The sequence below is a fragment of the Pseudarthrobacter sp. J1738 genome, assembly GCF_050490315.1.
Taxonomy (GTDB): domain Bacteria; phylum Actinomycetota; class Actinomycetes; order Actinomycetales; family Micrococcaceae; genus JBNPEO01.
Genome location: NZ_JBNPEO010000007.1, coordinates 82,170 through 97,509 on the forward strand (window position 1 = coordinate 82,170; position 15,340 = coordinate 97,509).

Sequence of the window (15,340 nt, forward strand, 5' to 3'; positions counted from 1 at the left end):
CGCTAACCGACGGATCCTTCCATCTGAAGTTCAATGAGGCGGTTGAGCTCAAGGGCATACTCCATAGGCAGCTCACGAGCGATTGGCTCAATGAATCCACGTACGATCATGGCCATGGCCTCGTCCTCGGGCATACCGCGGGACATCAGGTAGAACAACTGCTCTTCACTGACGCGAGAAACTGTCGCCTCGTGGCCCATAACTACATCGTCTTCGCGAATGTCGATGTAGGGGTAGGTGTCAGAGCGAGAGATGGTGTCCACCAAGAGTGCGTCACAGCGGACGGTGTTTGCTGAGTGCTTGGCACCTTCGCGAACCTGAACCAAACCGCGGTAAGCAGCTCGGCCGCCACCGCGGGCTACCGACTTGGAAACGATCGAGCTCTTGGTATTCGGTGCAATGTGGACCATCTTGGAGCCCGTGTCCTGGTGTTGGCCTTCACCGGCGAATGCGATGGACAGGGTTTCACCCTTGGCGTGCTCGCCTACCAAGTAAACAGCCGGGTACTTCATGGTGACCTTGGAACCGATGTTTCCATCGATCCATTCCATGGTGGCGCCTTCTTCACAGATAGCACGCTTGGTTACCAGGTTGTACACGTTGTTAGACCAGTTCTGGATGGTTGTGTAGCGGACGCGTGCGCCCTTCTTCACAATGATTTCCACCACTGCAGAGTGCAACGAGTCCGAGGTGTAAATCGGAGCCGTGCAACCTTCAATGTAGTGAACGTAAGAGTCCTCATCAGCAATGATGAGCGTGCGTTCGAACTGTCCCATGTTTTCCGTGTTGATACGGAAGTACGCCTGCAGAGGGATGTCTACGTGTACGCCCTTAGGTACGTAGACAAAGGATCCGCCGGACCACACCGCGGTGTTGAGCGAAGCAAACTTGTTATCGCCTACCGGAATGACAGTGCCGAAGTACTCCTGGAAGATCTCCGGGTGTTCCTTCAACGCGGTATCGGTGTCCAAGAAGATAACACCCTGCTGTTCCAGATCTTCGCGAATCTGGTGGTAAACCACTTCAGACTCGTACTGTGCTGCAACACCAGAAACCAAACGGCTACGCTCAGCTTCCGGGATACCCAGCTTCTCGTAGGTGTTCCGGATGTCCTCAGGCAAGTCTTCCCATGTGGCTGCCTGCTTCTCGGTGGAGCGCACAAAGTACTTGATGTTGTCGAAGTCGATGCCGGAAAGGTCCGCACCCCAAGTGGGCATGGGCTTACGGTCGAAGTACTTCAAACCCTTGAGCCGCAGATCGAGCATCCACTGAGGCTCGCTCTTTTTGGACGAGATGTCCTTGACGACTTCGTCGCTAAGTCCACGCCGCGCGTTAGCACCGGCGTCGTTCTTATCGGCCCAGCCGTACTCGTAGGTTCCAATACCGTTTAGTTCGGGATTCTTCTCGAGAATCTCCGAAATCACCGTACCTTCCGCCACTGCTTTCTCTGCTAGTTGGTCCGTCATCACGGCCTTTCTTGCTGATGATTATTTACCTGATTAATCGCCGGAGACTGAAGCAGCACAGCTTGTTGCGCTCCTACGGGCCTTCCGGTGGGTATGTGGGTGGTGCAGACGTGTCCACCACCGGCCAATGTTGAAAGCCGACGAACATCTACACCCACGAGTCTTGCGAACACTTCAGTTTCTTTGTCGCAAAAAATGGGGAACTCAGCGGCCAGTTGCTGCACTGGGCAGTGTCCCTGGCATAGTTGCTCCGCCGCCAAACCGGCCGGCAATGAACCGTTAGCACCGATGCTGGTGGTGGAGGCTACAAAACCGTCGCCGTTAAGTGCTACAGCGAGTGCCTTGGCGCGGTCTCCGACTTCGCTTCCAGCAGCCTCCACGATGGGACGGTACCGCTCTTCCATTGCGGCGAAGCGCTCTTCTGCGAAGGCTTCAACAGCAGCTGGACCAGAGAGCTCGGCAAGGCGCTTGAGCGCAGTGCGGGCAATGTCCAAGTAGTCATCACCCAGGCCTGACTGGCCTTGCTGGCTCAAAACATAGTGGCGTGCGGGGCGCCCGGCTCGTGTGCCAACGCGGGAACGGGCGGAAGTCTTCACTTCAATAACGCCAGCCCTAGACAAGTGGTCTAAGTGGCGGCGAACAGCTGCGGGTGTGAAACCCAAGCGACGGCCAAGTTCGGCCGCGGTCACTGGACCATGTTCAAGAACAGCGATTCTGACCCGGTCTCTGGTCCGCTCCTCGGAGCTGGTGCGGTCCTCAGAGTCAGCTGACTCGGCGCCATATGGAGCGCTGGCTGCTACGCCGGCGCCCGCAGGGGCACTTAATTCAGGATCTACGGCAAGCGCAGATGCGGACTTCTTCACAGAATACACAACACAAGCATGTCCTAATTTAGTCCCGAACTCCAGTAAGGCTTGGCTGTGTAAGCGGTAAGGGGCACCACTACTACATCGCGTAGAATGTTTCTGTGGATTCTGAGGCCCCTCCCGTGCTTATTATCGACTCGCTCATTAAGGACGTTGGCCCGGTTCCCGCCCTCGATTCCAAAATGATGCGCGTGGTCGCTGGCTTGTCTATGCAAGCTCGCGCAGGTGAAGTAACGGCTCTACTTGGCGCCAATGGCGCGGGCAAAACAACCACCCTTGAATGCGCGCAAGGCCTGCAAAAACGTACCGGTGGCAGCATCACTGTTTTGGGACAAGACCCGGACACCGCCGGTGCCGAGCTGCGCGCCCGGATTGGTGTGATGCTCCAGGATGGTGGTCTCCCGCCAGCCGCGCACCCCATTCCACTCTTGCGTCACATCGCCTCGATGTACACCAACCCATGGCCGGTTGAAGATCTTGTAGAACGCCTTGGTATCAACGACTTCGCCCGAAGCAGCGTTCGCAGGCTTTCTGGCGGGCAGAAACAGCGCTTGGCCCTAGCAGCTGCGCTTGTTGGCCGTCCTGAACTGCTGTTCCTTGATGAGCCGAGCGCAGGGCTAGACCCACAATCACGCCAACTAGTTTTTGAACTGATCCGCGAGCTGCGGGATTCCGGCATGGGCATTGTCCTGACCACCCACTTAATGGATGACGCACAACGTCTGGCTGACTACGTGTACATTGTGGATGCTGGCCGGATCGTTGCCGAAGGCACTGTTTCCGAACTGCTCGCTCGTCAAGAAACAGGCCCAGGCTCCAGCACATCCCACCGGAGCTTGGAGTTTGCAGCGCCGCCGGCCATGGACTTCAGCACAGTTACGCGCTCAGACATTGGGCTGCAAGAAACCCGCCCAGGACACTACCTAGTTCGAGGCGAATTAACTCCCGCGGATTTGCTGCGCCTTGCAGAAGCGTGGGCCGCAGCAGGGGTTATGCCTACTTCCATTCGCTTAGACGCACGTGATCTTGAAGACGTGTTCCTCGATATTTCCGGGAAGAAATCATGAGCCTTACTTCGGCACCTCTAGGCACTAGTATCCAGACTCCGGCACCTCTGCCCGTCAGGATTTTGCGCCAAGGACTGTACGAAACCTCAACCATGCTCCGCAATGGTGAGCAATTGGTGCTTGCCGTTGTGATGCCGCTCTTGGCACTCTTCGCCTTGGTATTTACCCCCCTTCTGGACAACGTGGGTGTAGCTCGTGTGGACGTTGCCGTTCCTGGCATCTTGGCTCTGTGTGCGCTATCCACGGCCTTCACCGGGCAAGGAATCGCCACCGGTTTTGACCGGCGTTACGGCGTATTGCGGTTTCTCTCCACCACACCATTAGGCCGCCTTGGCTTAATGTGCGGAAAGATCCTTGCAGTCCTCGCGGTGCTTGCCCTGCAAGTCATCATCATTGGCCTTTGTGGTGCACTGATGGGCTGGCACCCCAACGGTTGGGGCTTGCTGATCGGCATCCCCGTTCTAGTGCTCGGCGCTGCTGCATTCACAGCCCTAGGGCTCTTGGTCGCCGGTACAGTGCGGCCCGAAGCAACACTGGCCATCACCAACCTCCTCTGGATCCTGCTGGGAGCAATGGGCGGAATGATTGTTCCCGGCAGCCATCTGCCTGGCCTACTCGGCGCAATGGTGCCATTTTTACCCTCCGGCGCTTTGGGCGACGCCTTGCGTGACGCACTTTTGCACGGTTCCCTCAACGCCGGCGCCGTCGTCGTACTGCTCCTCTGGACAGTCGGCGCTGGAATCGCGGCAGCCAAATGGTTCAAATGGAACTAGACATTATGTGACCTTCGGAATTTCCCAGCTCAGTTCATCAGCGGTACGAAAAACTAGAAGTACAGGTGACCATCATTTCTCCCCAGCCCACCCTCGGTCAGAAGATTTCCTCAAGACTGCCTCGTGAAGTGAACACCACGGTGCGCCGGCTTTCGGTGTTGTCCTTGATTGGGCAAACCGTACTCATTGGCACTGGTGGTGCTGTGCGTCTGACGTCATCCGGTCTTGGTTGCCCCACCTGGCCACGATGCACCGACGGTTCGCTTGTAAACACCCCAGAAATGGGTATTCACGGTGTTATCGAATTCGGCAACCGGACACTCACCTTTGTGTTGGCACTCATTGCCGGGCTCATGCTTGTTTATTTATGGAATCTCCGCAAAGAACGCAAAGACCTGTTTTTGCTGGCCGTTGGACTGCTGGCCAGCATCCCTGCCCAAGCGATCATTGGCGGTATCACTGTCCTCACTGGTTTAAACCCGTGGATCGTCGGGCTGCACTTTTTGGTCTCCATGGCCTTAGTAGTATTCGCAACGCTGCTGGTCAACCGCACTTACGGTAGAACCGGACAGGCAATGAATCGCAGACTCACGGCTGTCCCAGCAGTCATGGCACCGTTGATGCGAGTAGTGGCGGGATTCTCGGCGCTTGCGGTGATCCTCGGTGTTGTTGTTACGGGTGCCGGCCCGCACGCTGGTGACGCGAATGCGCCACGCAACGGCCTGGACTGGGACCTGGTGAGCCACTTCCACGCAGTTCCTGCATATGTGATCACCGCTGGAACACTTTTTGCCTTGTATGTGGTGCTCCGCCGTGGGATTCGCGGAGAGTTCCGCACCTCGGTGTTGATGCTTCTTGTGGTCACCGTTCTTCAGGCTGTTATCGGATTCACGCAGTACTTCAATGGGATTCCGGCGTTATTGGTGGGTATACACATGGTGTGCGCAGCGCTGCTGATGGCTGCAGCGACCAATGCCGCCGACTTAGCCCGCCATAGCCCGAAGAGCTAAAGTCTCCCGATGCGAAAAAGACTTTGGGTCCCCAGCCAGTGGCTGGGGACCCAAAGTCTTTTTGTTGTTCTTAGTACGGCGCGTGTACTGGAACGTCAGGTTGCTCTTGACTTGCTGGTCTGCCGGTACAGTCCGGCTAGTGGGAGACTATTGCTGAACCAATAAAGGGATCCACAGCGAGTGCAATAAACAGCAAGGTCAAGTAACTAATGGAACCGTGGAAGACCTTCATAGCCTTCTTGTTCTCGATATCTTCACGCTGTGCACGGGCGTAGAGCGCATGCGACTCGTACAAGAACCAGGCGCCGGCACCAAGCGCCACGATCGTGTAAACCCAACCCGCCCCACCTACCGGGATCATCAAGAGCGAGCAAGCCACCATGGCCCACGCGTAGAGAACCACCTGAACGGACACAACCTTTGCCCCGGCAATGGCGCCCAGCATGGGAACCTGAGCGTTGCGGTAGTCCTCGCCGTAACGCATGGACAGCGGCCAGTAGTGCGGCGGGGTCCAGAGAAAAATCACCATAAACAGTACGAAGGCGGGCCATTCCACGGTGTTGGTGACGGCAGCCCAAGCGATCAAAACTGGGAAACAACCCGCGGCGCCGCCCCACACAATGTTTTGGGCTGTGCGGCGCTTAAGAATCAGCGTGTAGATGACTACGTAGAAGAAGATAGCTGCTACGCCCAGAAGCGCGGCGAGCGGGTTGGCCCCGAACCAGAGGATGGCGATAGCTGCTATGCCCAGCGCCCAAGAGAAAATGAGGGCCTCGCGAGGCGTGACTTCGCCGGTGACCAACGGCCGGTTTTCTGTGCGGTGCATCAACTTGTCAATGTCGCGGTCAATGTAGCAATTGAATGCTCCGGCGCTGCCAGCAGCAAATGCCCCACCAACAAGGGTTGCCAAAATGAGCCCAATCGAGGGGAAGCCTCGCTGTGCATAAATCATGGTCGGCAAGGTACTAACCAGCAGTAACTCAATAACCCGGGGCTTGGTGAGCGCAAAATACGCGCGGACCTTTCGTCCCACAGACATTCCAGCAGAGACAGGGGCGACGCCGGCAGGCGTCTTAGTGGCACTCACTGTGGTTCTCACTCAGTTCTATGTCAAGAGGTTGGCGGCGCAGACCGCAGCCTTAAATATCATACCGCGCGCACTCTTGGGGGAAAGATTTCAAAACCTCACAGTCCCTGTTTGAAAGTGGTGAGATCTTTGGAATATCGCCGATAGTGAACGTTTCACCAGCACTTTTTACTTCATACTGGCGAATTTTCGTCCAACTGCTGGAATACACGATGTGCGCTTCTAATGTGTAGGGCTAAGCTGAATTGCAGAACAGCAGGCGGCATCCTATTCGACTCGCGAGTTGAAGGTTCTGGTGCCCGCCCTGGTCAACGATCAACGATTCAATGGTGAACGGCTGTCACGCGCCCAAAGCGGGACGCAGTGCCGAGTTCATACCTCGGTGTAGCGAGAATGTGGCAGTCCGTCAGCACAGAGAGGGGCTCGGTTTACGTGCCACACATGCAAGAGCAGGAATTGAACTGGACAGATCTGGACCAGCGCGCGGTTGACACCGTTCGCGTTCTGGCCGCGGACGCGGTTGAAAAGGTTGGCAACGGCCACCCAGGTACCGCAATGAGCTTGGCCCCGGCCGCTTACCTGCTGTTCCAGAAGTTCATGCGCCACGATCCTAAGAACCCGGATTGGTTGGGCCGTGACCGCTTTATCCTCTCCCCCGGTCACACGTCACTGACGCTCTACATTCAGCTTTTCCTCTCCGGATACGGTTTGGAGCTCAAGGACCTTGAAGCACTGCGTACTTGGGGCTCATTGACCCCCGGACACCCCGAATACAAGCACACTGCAGGTGTAGAGATCACCACCGGTCCCTTGGGCCAAGGCTTGGCTTCCTCGGTTGGGTTCGCATACTCGCAGCGCCGTATGCGCGGCCTCTACGACGCAGACGCAGCTGAAGGAACCAGCCCCTTTGATCACACCATCTGGGTTATCGCCTCTGACGGAGACCTTCAGGAAGGCGTCACCTCTGAAGCCTCCTCGCTCGCTGGTCACCAGCAATTGGGCAACCTCGTAGTGATCTACGACGAGAACCACATCTCGATCGAAGACGACACTGACATTGCCTTCACCGAAGACGTACTCAAGCGCTACGAAGCCTACGGCTGGCACACTCAGCGCGTGGACTGGACCCGCACCGGAGAGTACGTCGAAGACGTTCAGGAATTGCACGCCGCTCTCGCCGCAGCAAAGGCTGAGACCACTAAGCCGTCCATCATCTCCCTGCGCACCATCATCGGCTGGCCTGCACCGAAGAAGCAGAACACCGGCAAGATTCACGGTTCGGCACTTGGTGCTGACGAAGTAGCCGGGCTGAAGAAGGTTCTTGGCTTTGACCCGGAAAAGTCCTTCGAGGTTGACCCGGCAGTCCTGGACCACACCCGTCAGGCAATCGCCCGCGGTGCGGAACAGCACGCCGAATGGGACAAGTCCTTCGAAGCATGGAAGAGCTCCAACCCTGAAGGTGCCGCACTGCTTGAGCGCACCAAGGCCCACGAGCTCCCTGCCGAACTCGATGCCGCTTTGCCGGTCTTCGAAGCTGGCAAGGAAGTTTCCACTCGTGCCGCGTCCGGTAAGGTCCTGAACGCCATCGGCCCGGTACTCCCCGAGCTTTGGGGCGGTTCCGCTGACCTTGCAGAGTCCAACAACACCACCATTGAAGGATCAGCCTCCTTCATTCCGGTGTCCCGTCAGACGGATGCATGGTCCGGTAACCCGTACGGCCGTGTGCTGCACTTTGGTATTCGCGAGCACGCAGCAGCTTCCATCGTCAACGGCATCAGCTTGCACGGTGACACTCGCGCGTTCTCTGGCACCTTCTTGATCTTCTCTGACTACCAGCGCCCGGCTATCCGCCTCGGCGCGTTGATGGGGATCGGATCCCTGTACGTATGGACCCACGACTCCATCGGTTTGGGTGAAGACGGACCCACACACCAGCCGGTAGAACAGTTGGCGTCGCTGCGCGCAATCCCAGGTCTCGACGTCGTCCGTCCGGGTGATGCCAACGAGGTTTCGGTAGCGTGGAAGACCATGCTGGAGAACCACTCCAACCCTGCTGGCATCGTCTTGACGCGTCAGAACATCCCCACGTATGCACGTGGTGAAGGTGTTGCCGACGGCGAGACCTTCGGGTCCGCAGCCGGAACCGCAAAGGGAGCTTACGTTCTTGCCGAGGCAACTCGCGACGGCGCGAACGTCACCCCTGACGTCATCCTTTTGGGTACCGGTTCTGAAGTGCAGCTTGCCGTACAGGCTCGCGAAGCATTGGCTTCTGAAGGTATTGCAGCCCGTGTTGTTTCAGTTCCGTGTGTTGAGTGGTTCCAGAAGCAGGACGAGGCTTACCGCGAGTCGGTATTGCCCGCAGCAGTGCGTGCCCGCGTCTCGGTAGAGGCCGGACTGGCATTGGGCTGGAAGGAATTTGTAGGCGACGCTGGACGTTCCATTTCTCTGGAGCACTTCGGTGCTTCGGCGGACTACAAGCGACTCTTCCAAGAGTTTGGTATCACGGCTGAAGCCGTTGCTGCCGCCGCTAAAGACTCCATCGCCGCAGCCAACGCGTAATTCGCCACGAGATTTACAGCAGATAAAGAGGAGAAAAATGACTAGCACTCCAACCCAGCAGCTTTCTGACGCCGGGGTTTCAATTTGGCTCGACGACCTTTCCCGCCAGCGCCTGACCTCCGGCAGCTTGAAGAAACTCATCGAGGAAAAGAACGTCGTTGGTGTGACCACCAACCCGAGCATTTTCCAGGCTGCCATCAGCAAGGGCGAAGACTACGCAACTCAGATCACTGAGCTTGCCAAGGCTGGCGCCGACGTCGAGAAGGCGATTTTCGAAATTACGACGGCGGATGTCGCCGAGGCTTGTGAGCTCTTCGCCCCGATCTACTCGGCTACCGACGGTGTTGACGGCCGCGTGTCCATCGAAGTTGATCCGCGCAAGGCGTGGGACACCGCTGGCACCATCAAGGAAGCCAAGGAATTGTTCGAGAAGGTTGGTCAGGAAAACGTCCTGATCAAGATTCCGGCAACCCTCGAAGGCCTCGAAGCCATCACGGCTACTTTGGCGGAGGGCATCAGCGTGAACGTGACATTGATCTTCTCGCTCGAACGCTACCGTGCAGTTATCAACGCTTTCCAGCTTGGTTTGGAGCAGGCAAAGGAAAACGGTAAGGACCTGAGCAAAATTCACTCGGTCGCTTCGTTCTTTGTTTCTCGCGTTGACACCGAGATCGACAAGCGTCTCGATGCACTGGGCACCCCTGCAGCACTTGCTCTCAAGGGCAAGGCCGGCGTTGCTAATGCTCGCTTGGCTTACCAGGTTTACCAGGAGCTCTTCGCAACCGAGCGTTGGAGCGTTTTGGCCAACGCTGGCGCACGCGAACAGCGTCCGCTGTGGGCATCCACCGGTGTGAAGGATCCGGCTTACCCGGACACCTTGTACGTCACGGAACTTGTTGCAGCAGGTGTTGTAAACACCATGCCGGAAAAGACCTTGGACGCTACTTTTGATCACGCAGCCGTCACTGGCGACACGATCACTCGCGGCTACGACGACGCCAACGCTACGTTGAATGCTCTTGAAGAGTTGGGCATTTCTTACAACGAGGTTGTGGCTTTGCTAGAGACCGAGGGCTTGGACAAGTTTGTGGCCAGCTGGAAGGAACTGCTGGCCGACGTTGATTCGGTCCTAGCAGACGCACGGAAGGACGCTTAAGCATCATGAGCACAATCAGCTACGACGCCGCCGGCGCCGCTCTCGACGCGAAGAACCAACACGTACCAACCTTGGTTCAGGAAAAGATCGCAAGCAAGATTTTTGCTAAGGACGCCACCCTGTGGGGTCAAGATGCAGAATCAGAATCCGCCAAGCGACTGGGGTGGGTTGAAGCGCCTACCATTTCGGCCGCGCTGGTTCCCGAGATTTTGGCATTGCGCAGCGAGTTCGCTGCCGAGGGCGTCAACCATTTCGTGTTGTGCGGAATGGGTGGTTCGTCTTTGGCGCCCGAGGTAATGACGGCAACGGCCGGCGTCGCGCTGACTGTTCTTGATAGCACTGACCCGGAACAGGTCCAGGCGGCTATCCGCGACCGGCTTCAGAGCACCGCAATCGTGGTCTCATCGAAGTCTGGTTCAACGCTAGAAACCGATTCTCAGCGCAGGATTTTTGAGCAGGAATTCACCAAGGCTGGCATTGACGCGAAGTCTCGCGTTGTCGTGGTCACCGATCCCGGGTCTCCACTCGATGAGACTTCGCGGGCGGCTGGGTACCGTAAGGTATTCAACGCCGATCCCAACGTGGGTGGCCGATACTCGGCCCTGACCGCTTTTGGTCTGGTTCCCTCGGGCCTTGCTGGCGTTGATATCCAAGCGTTCCTTGACGAGGCAGAAGAAGCCGCGCAAGCTTTGCGGCAAGACTCTGCTGACAACGTTGGTTTGGCATTGGGTGCGGCTCTGGGTGGCACAAGCCCACTGCGCGACAAGATCGTGATCGTTGACAACGGTTCTGGAATTGTGGGCTTTGCCGATTGGGCAGAACAGTTGATTGCAGAATCAACCGGTAAGAGCGGCACAGGTCTGTTGCCTGTTGTTGCCGACGCATCCTCACCCGAACTGACATCTGGTGCAGGGGACGTTCTGGTAGCTCACTTGGTGGCTTCCGACTCTGAGCTCACGCTGACCGGTAACGAAGTCGCCATCGCTGGCGGCCTTCCTACCCAGATGATGGTGTGGGAATTCGCTACTGCTGTTGCTGGCCGGCTTTTGGGGATCAACCCCTTTGACCAGCCAGATGTCGAAGCAGCGAAGGCTGCAGCCCGCGGTTTGCTTGATGCACAGCCTGAGCCAGTTGCCGCTAACTTTGTGGATGGGGCCATTGAGGTTCGTGGAGGTGACTGGTTGGGTGAGTCCAGCACGGTTGCCCAAGCACTTGAAGCTACCTTAGGCCAGCTCGATGCCAATGGTTACTTGAGCGTCCAGGCCTACCTTGACCGAATTGCCTACCCGCAGCTGTCCGAGGTGCGCAATACGCTCGCAGCCACCACCGGACGTCCTGTGACGTTTGGCTGGGGCCCGCGTTTCTTGCACTCCACAGGTCAGTTCCACAAGGGTGGTCCCGCGATCGGTGTCTTTGTTCAAATCACAGCAGAGTCAACTGAGGACCTAGCTATTCCGGAGCGTCCGTTCACCTTTGGAGAGCTGATCTCCGCACAGGCTGCTGGCGATGCACAGGTTCTGGCCGACCACGGCCGCCCCGTGCTGCGTTTGCACTTGCGTGACCGTGCCGCCGGTGTACAGCAATTGCTGGACATCGTTGCAGCACTGGATTCATCTAAGTAATTTCTAGGGGCCGTCCCGGTGGGGCGGCCCCTCCCCTAATTAGTAAGGCTCCCAACACGTTATGCCACTCTCGGAGAACGGCAAGTGGTTCGGGGGTTCAGCGGCACGCAATCCATTGCGCGATCCGCGGGACCGTCGTCTCAACCGCATTGCCGGACCATCGTCCCTCGTCCTTTTCGGCGTTACCGGTGACCTAGCTCGTAAGAAGCTAATGCCGGCTGTTTATGATCTTGCCAATCGTGGTTTGTTGCCGCCCAGCTTTGCGTTGGTTGGTTTTGCGCGCAGGCAGTGGGAGAACGAGGATTTTGCCGCCGAAGTTAAAGAATCGGTGATGGCGCACTCGCGCACACCCTTTGACGAAACGGTGTGGGCACAGTTGTCTGAAGGTATTCGTTTTGTCCAGGGGGAATTCGATGACGACGAGGCTTTTGAACGCCTCAAGGACACCATCGCAGAACTCGACGAACAGCGCGGTACTCGCGGTAACCATGCGTTCTATCTCTCCATCCCGCCCAAGGCTTTTGAACTCGTGTGCAAGCAGTTGTCTGCACATGGTCTGGCCGCTGCAGAAGACGGCAAATGGCGCCGCGTTGTGATCGAGAAGCCTTTTGGCCACGATCTTGTATCTGCCCGGGCTTTGAACGACATTGTTGAGTCAGTGTTCCCGCCGGACTCGGTGTTCCGCATTGACCACTACTTGGGCAAGGAAACCGTTCAGAACATCCTCGCCTTGCGTTTTGCCAACCAGCTTTTTGAGCCGTTGTGGAACGCAAACTACGTTGATCACGTCCAAATCACCATGGCCGAAGACATTGGCACCGGTGGCCGGGCCGGATATTACGACGGCGTGGGTGCTGCCCGTGACGTCATTCAGAACCACTTGCTACAGCTTTTGGCCCTGACAGCCATGGAAGAACCCATCTCCTTTAACGCCGAAGACCTTCGCGCTGAAAAGGAAAAGGTACTCGCAGCTGTTAAGTTGCCTGAGGACTTGTCTCAGCACTCCGCACGCGGCCAGTTCGCCGGTGGCTTGCAGGGTGGGGAAGAAGTGCTTGGTTACCTTCAAGAAGAGGGTATCCCTGCTGACTCCACAACTGAGACCTTCGCTGCTATCCGTTTGGATATCAACACTCGCCGTTGGAACGGTGTGCCCTTCTACTTGCGTGCCGGCAAGCGTTTGGGCCGCCGCGTGACAGAAATCGCCGTTGTCTTTAAGCGTGCGCCTAACCTGCTGTTCCGTGACCACGGTGAAGACGATTTCGGTCAGAATGCCGTAGTGATTCGTGTGCAGCCTGACGAAGGTGCCACGATTCGTTTCGGTTCCAAGGTGCCGGGTACTCAGATGGAAGTCCGCGATGTCACCATGGACTTCGGCTACGGGCACTCCTTTACCGAATCCAGCCCGGAAGCTTACGAACGTCTGATTCTGGACGTTCTTTTGGGAGAGCCGCCGCTGTTCCCGCGTCACCAAGAAGTGGAATTGTCCTGGAAGATTTTGGACCCGTTTGAGGACTACTGGGCCAGCTTGGGTATTCAGCCTGAGCCTTACGCACCCGGCAGCTGGGGACCTGCCTCTGCTGATGAATTGTTGGCTCGCGATGGACGGAGCTGGAGAAGGCCATGATTGTAGATCTACCAAATACCACCACATCAAAAATCTCAAAGAAAATCATGTCCTTGCGCGAGCAAGGCGGCGTGATCGCTTTGGGTCGAGTAATGACCCTTGTGGTCATTACAAAGTCTGGGCTTGAAGAAGAAGCCATTGAAGCCGCCAACGACGCGAGCCGGGAACACCCTTGCCGCATCATTGTGATGGCTGACGCTGGTGCTGAAGCCGAGGACCGTCTTGATGCTCAGATCCGGGTTGGCGGTGACGCTGGTGCCTCTGAGGTGATTGTGTTGCGCGGCTACGGACGTCTGTCCCGCGAAAGCGAGTCTTTGGTTGCGGCCCTGTTACTGCCCGACGCACCGATTGTGGCCTGGTGGCCGCACGGAGCTCCGAAGAACGCAGGTGCAACGTCCATTGGGCGTATTGCCCATCGCCGCATAACCGACTCGGCCAATGAGCCCGAGCCGTTAGCAGCTTTGAGCAACATTTCTGAGACCTACCGTGCAGGTGACACAGACCTTGCCTGGACTCGTCTAACCAACTGGCGCATTCAGCTTGCAGCGGTTCTGGATCAAGTTGAAGAATCGCCCATCACTGCGATTACCGTTGAGGGTGCAAGCGATTCGCCCAGCACATTGTTGTTGGCTGCATGGTTGACGCTTGCGCTGAATGCACCGGTCACGATTGTGGCTGATCCTGCTGGTACAGGAATTCGGCGTGTACGTTTGAGTCGACCTGCCGGTGACGTACAGTTGTTCCGACCGGGTCTCAACGTTGCAGAACTGAGCCAGCCGGGCCAAGCCGTTCAGCGTATTTCGCTGCCGCGCCGAAGCCTGCGTGACTGTTTGGCAGAAGAACTGCGACGCCTGGACCCGGATGAAGTGTTCGGTGAGGTGATCACTTTGGGATTGCCACGGACTAACCAGAGGAGTGTCAAACCGAGTGAGCGTTGAGCCAAGAGTAAGTATTCATCCAAATTCCACAGTGCTGATGGCAGCAATCGCTGCACGTCTGATCACTAAACTGGTTGATGTCCAGGACAAATACGGTGAAGCTACTGTTGTCCTCACTGGTGGCACCGTGGGAATCGGCACCTTGCGTGCCGTGGCTGAATCGTCGGCAAGGCCGGCTGTGGACTGGTCAAAGGTCAATTTCTGGTGGGGCGACGAGCGTTTTGTGGCAGCTGACTCAGCTGACCGTAACGCTCGCCAAGCTCGTGAGGCTTTGCTGTCTCACATCGGTGTTGATGAGGCTCGTGTATTTGAACCTGGCTCAAGTGACGACTTTGACACAGCAGATGAAGCTGCAGCCGACTACTCAAGGCGTTTGGCCGAGGCCGCTGCTGCCGAGCATGCGCGTGACTACTCCGATGACCGTCCGGACGAGCCCGGCACGCTCCCCCGTTTTGACGTGCTGTTACTTGGTGTGGGGCCTGACGCCCACGTTGCTTCGTTGTTCCCTGAGATGGCGGGTATTCGCGAACGCGAGCGGACTGTTGTTGGGGTGGAGAATTCTCCCAAGCCCCCTGCTGGCCGTATTTCGTTGACCTTGCCGGCGATCAACAACGCACAGAACGTGTGGATGGTTGTAGCCGGTGAAGACAAGGCTGGAGCTGTTGGTTTAGCTCTTGCTGGCGCCAATCCATTCCAAGTACCAGCCGCTGGTCCCCGGGGCCATGCTCAGACTCTGTGGCTTATTGACGAAGCTGCTGCAGCTAAGGTGCCTGCTGCTCTTGTAAAAAAGGAACCATCGCACCACTAGAATGTTGTGAAAATAAAAGGGCGGTTGCCGGATGTTATCCGGCAACCGCCCTTTTAGTTTTGTCTAAATTTAGGCACCGTTGCCGTTGAAGCGCATCAGCAGACCGAGCCCTACGATGACTACGCCCCACGTAACACCCAAAACCACTGTAAAGCGGTTCAGGTTTTTCTCAGCAACGCCGGAAGAGCTCAGACCAGAGGACATACCGCCACCGAACATGTCCGACAAGCCACCACCGCGGCCTTTGTGAAGCAGGATGAGCAAGGTCAAGAGCAAGCTTGTGATGCCGAGCAAGATCTGAAGAATGATTTGAAGAACGTCCACGACGGCCTTTCAGCAGGAGTTGGGAACGGAAACCGTGCGT

The 15,340-nt window shown here is 57.1% G+C and carries 13 protein-coding genes; 9 read left to right on the plus strand and 4 right to left on the minus strand.

Features of this window, described 5'->3' with window-relative positions; translation table 11 throughout:
* Positions 1–2 precede the first annotated feature (2 nt).
* Positions 3–1,466: a Fe-S cluster assembly protein SufB gene (gene sufB, locus ACQR35_RS10475; protein WP_430267086.1), complete on the minus strand. Its 1,464-nt coding sequence runs from the start codon at positions 1,464–1,466 to the stop codon at positions 3–5.
* Entirely contained in the window at positions 1,466–2,338 is an 873-nt protein-coding gene (locus tag ACQR35_RS10480) for a helix-turn-helix transcriptional regulator (protein ID WP_430269992.1), read from the minus strand. Before ACQR35_RS10480 ends, sufB begins: the two co-directional genes overlap by 1 nt.
* A 95-nt stretch (positions 2,339–2,433) precedes the next feature.
* On the opposite strand from ACQR35_RS10480, the gene ACQR35_RS10485 reads away from it, so the two are divergent.
* The 3 genes from ACQR35_RS10485 (at position 2,434) to ACQR35_RS10495 (ending at position 5,182) form a co-directional block, all read left to right on the plus strand.
* On the plus strand, positions 2,434–3,399 hold the full coding sequence (locus ACQR35_RS10485; protein WP_430269993.1) for an ABC transporter ATP-binding protein: 966 nt from the start codon (positions 2,434–2,436) through the stop codon (positions 3,397–3,399).
* Positions 3,396–4,172 (plus strand): ABC transporter permease, encoded by a 777-nt coding sequence (locus tag ACQR35_RS10490; RefSeq protein WP_430269994.1) that lies wholly within the window; start codon positions 3,396–3,398, stop codon positions 4,170–4,172. The genes ACQR35_RS10485 and ACQR35_RS10490 overlap by 4 nt, the downstream gene beginning before the upstream one ends.
* A gap of 65 nt (positions 4,173–4,237) precedes the next feature.
* Complete coding sequence (locus ACQR35_RS10495; protein ID WP_430269995.1) at positions 4,238–5,182, plus strand: COX15/CtaA family protein; 945 nt, start codon at positions 4,238–4,240, stop codon at positions 5,180–5,182.
* A 136-nt stretch (positions 5,183–5,318) separates the two neighbouring features.
* Here the strand turns inward: ACQR35_RS10495 and ACQR35_RS10500 are convergent, their stop codons facing one another.
* Positions 5,319–6,221 (minus strand): heme o synthase, encoded by a 903-nt coding sequence (locus tag ACQR35_RS10500; protein WP_430267283.1) that lies wholly within the window; start codon positions 6,219–6,221, stop codon positions 5,319–5,321.
* A gap of 489 nt (positions 6,222–6,710) precedes the next feature.
* On the opposite strand from ACQR35_RS10500, the gene tkt reads away from it, so the two are divergent.
* The 6 genes from tkt (at position 6,711) to pgl (ending at position 14,976) form a co-directional block, all read left to right on the plus strand.
* Complete coding sequence (tkt, locus tag ACQR35_RS10505) at positions 6,711–8,828, plus strand: transketolase (RefSeq protein ID WP_430269996.1); 2,118 nt, start codon at positions 6,711–6,713, stop codon at positions 8,826–8,828.
* A 37-nt stretch (positions 8,829–8,865) separates the two neighbouring features.
* Complete coding sequence (tal, locus tag ACQR35_RS10510; protein WP_430267080.1) at positions 8,866–9,984, plus strand: transaldolase; 1,119 nt, start codon at positions 8,866–8,868, stop codon at positions 9,982–9,984.
* Positions 9,985–9,989: 5 nt separating this feature from the next.
* Positions 9,990–11,606, plus strand: a complete 1,617-nt coding sequence (locus tag ACQR35_RS10515; RefSeq protein ID WP_430269997.1) for a glucose-6-phosphate isomerase — start codon at positions 9,990–9,992, stop codon at positions 11,604–11,606.
* Between the two features lie 61 nt (positions 11,607–11,667).
* Positions 11,668–13,230, plus strand: coding sequence for a glucose-6-phosphate dehydrogenase (gene zwf, locus ACQR35_RS10520; RefSeq protein WP_430269998.1), 1,563 nt, complete (start codon positions 11,668–11,670; stop codon positions 13,228–13,230).
* Positions 13,227–14,168: a glucose-6-phosphate dehydrogenase assembly protein OpcA gene (locus tag ACQR35_RS10525; RefSeq protein WP_430267077.1), complete on the plus strand. Its 942-nt coding sequence runs from the start codon at positions 13,227–13,229 to the stop codon at positions 14,166–14,168. Before zwf ends, ACQR35_RS10525 begins: the two co-directional genes overlap by 4 nt.
* On the plus strand, positions 14,158–14,976 hold the full coding sequence (pgl, locus tag ACQR35_RS10530) for a 6-phosphogluconolactonase (protein WP_430267076.1): 819 nt from the start codon (positions 14,158–14,160) through the stop codon (positions 14,974–14,976). The genes ACQR35_RS10525 and pgl overlap by 11 nt, the downstream gene beginning before the upstream one ends.
* A gap of 69 nt (positions 14,977–15,045) precedes the next feature.
* Here the strand turns inward: pgl and secG are convergent, their stop codons facing one another.
* Complete coding sequence (secG, locus tag ACQR35_RS10535) at positions 15,046–15,300, minus strand: preprotein translocase subunit SecG (protein ID WP_430267075.1); 255 nt, start codon at positions 15,298–15,300, stop codon at positions 15,046–15,048.
* Positions 15,301–15,340: the final 40 nt, after the last annotated feature.

What these genes read in the sequence shown, in the direction of transcription:
- sufB (WP_430267086.1), bottom strand. Translation starts at nt 1,466, where the DNA reads ATGACGGACCAACTAGCAGAGAAAGCAGTGGCGGAAGGTACGGTGATT.
- ACQR35_RS10490 (WP_430269994.1), top strand. Translation starts at nt 3,396, where the DNA reads ATGAGCCTTACTTCGGCACCTCTAGGCACTAGTATCCAGACTCCGGCA.
- ACQR35_RS10500 (WP_430267283.1), bottom strand. Translation starts at nt 6,221, where the DNA reads ATGTCTGTGGGACGAAAGGTCCGCGCGTATTTTGCGCTCACCAAGCCC.
- tkt (WP_430269996.1), top strand. Translation starts at nt 6,711, where the DNA reads ATGCAAGAGCAGGAATTGAACTGGACAGATCTGGACCAGCGCGCGGTT.
- tal (WP_430267080.1), top strand. Translation starts at nt 8,866, where the DNA reads ATGACTAGCACTCCAACCCAGCAGCTTTCTGACGCCGGGGTTTCAATT.
- ACQR35_RS10515 (WP_430269997.1), top strand. Translation starts at nt 9,990, where the DNA reads ATGAGCACAATCAGCTACGACGCCGCCGGCGCCGCTCTCGACGCGAAG.
- zwf (WP_430269998.1), top strand. Translation starts at nt 11,668, where the DNA reads ATGCCACTCTCGGAGAACGGCAAGTGGTTCGGGGGTTCAGCGGCACGC.
- ACQR35_RS10525 (WP_430267077.1), top strand. Translation starts at nt 13,227, where the DNA reads ATGATTGTAGATCTACCAAATACCACCACATCAAAAATCTCAAAGAAA.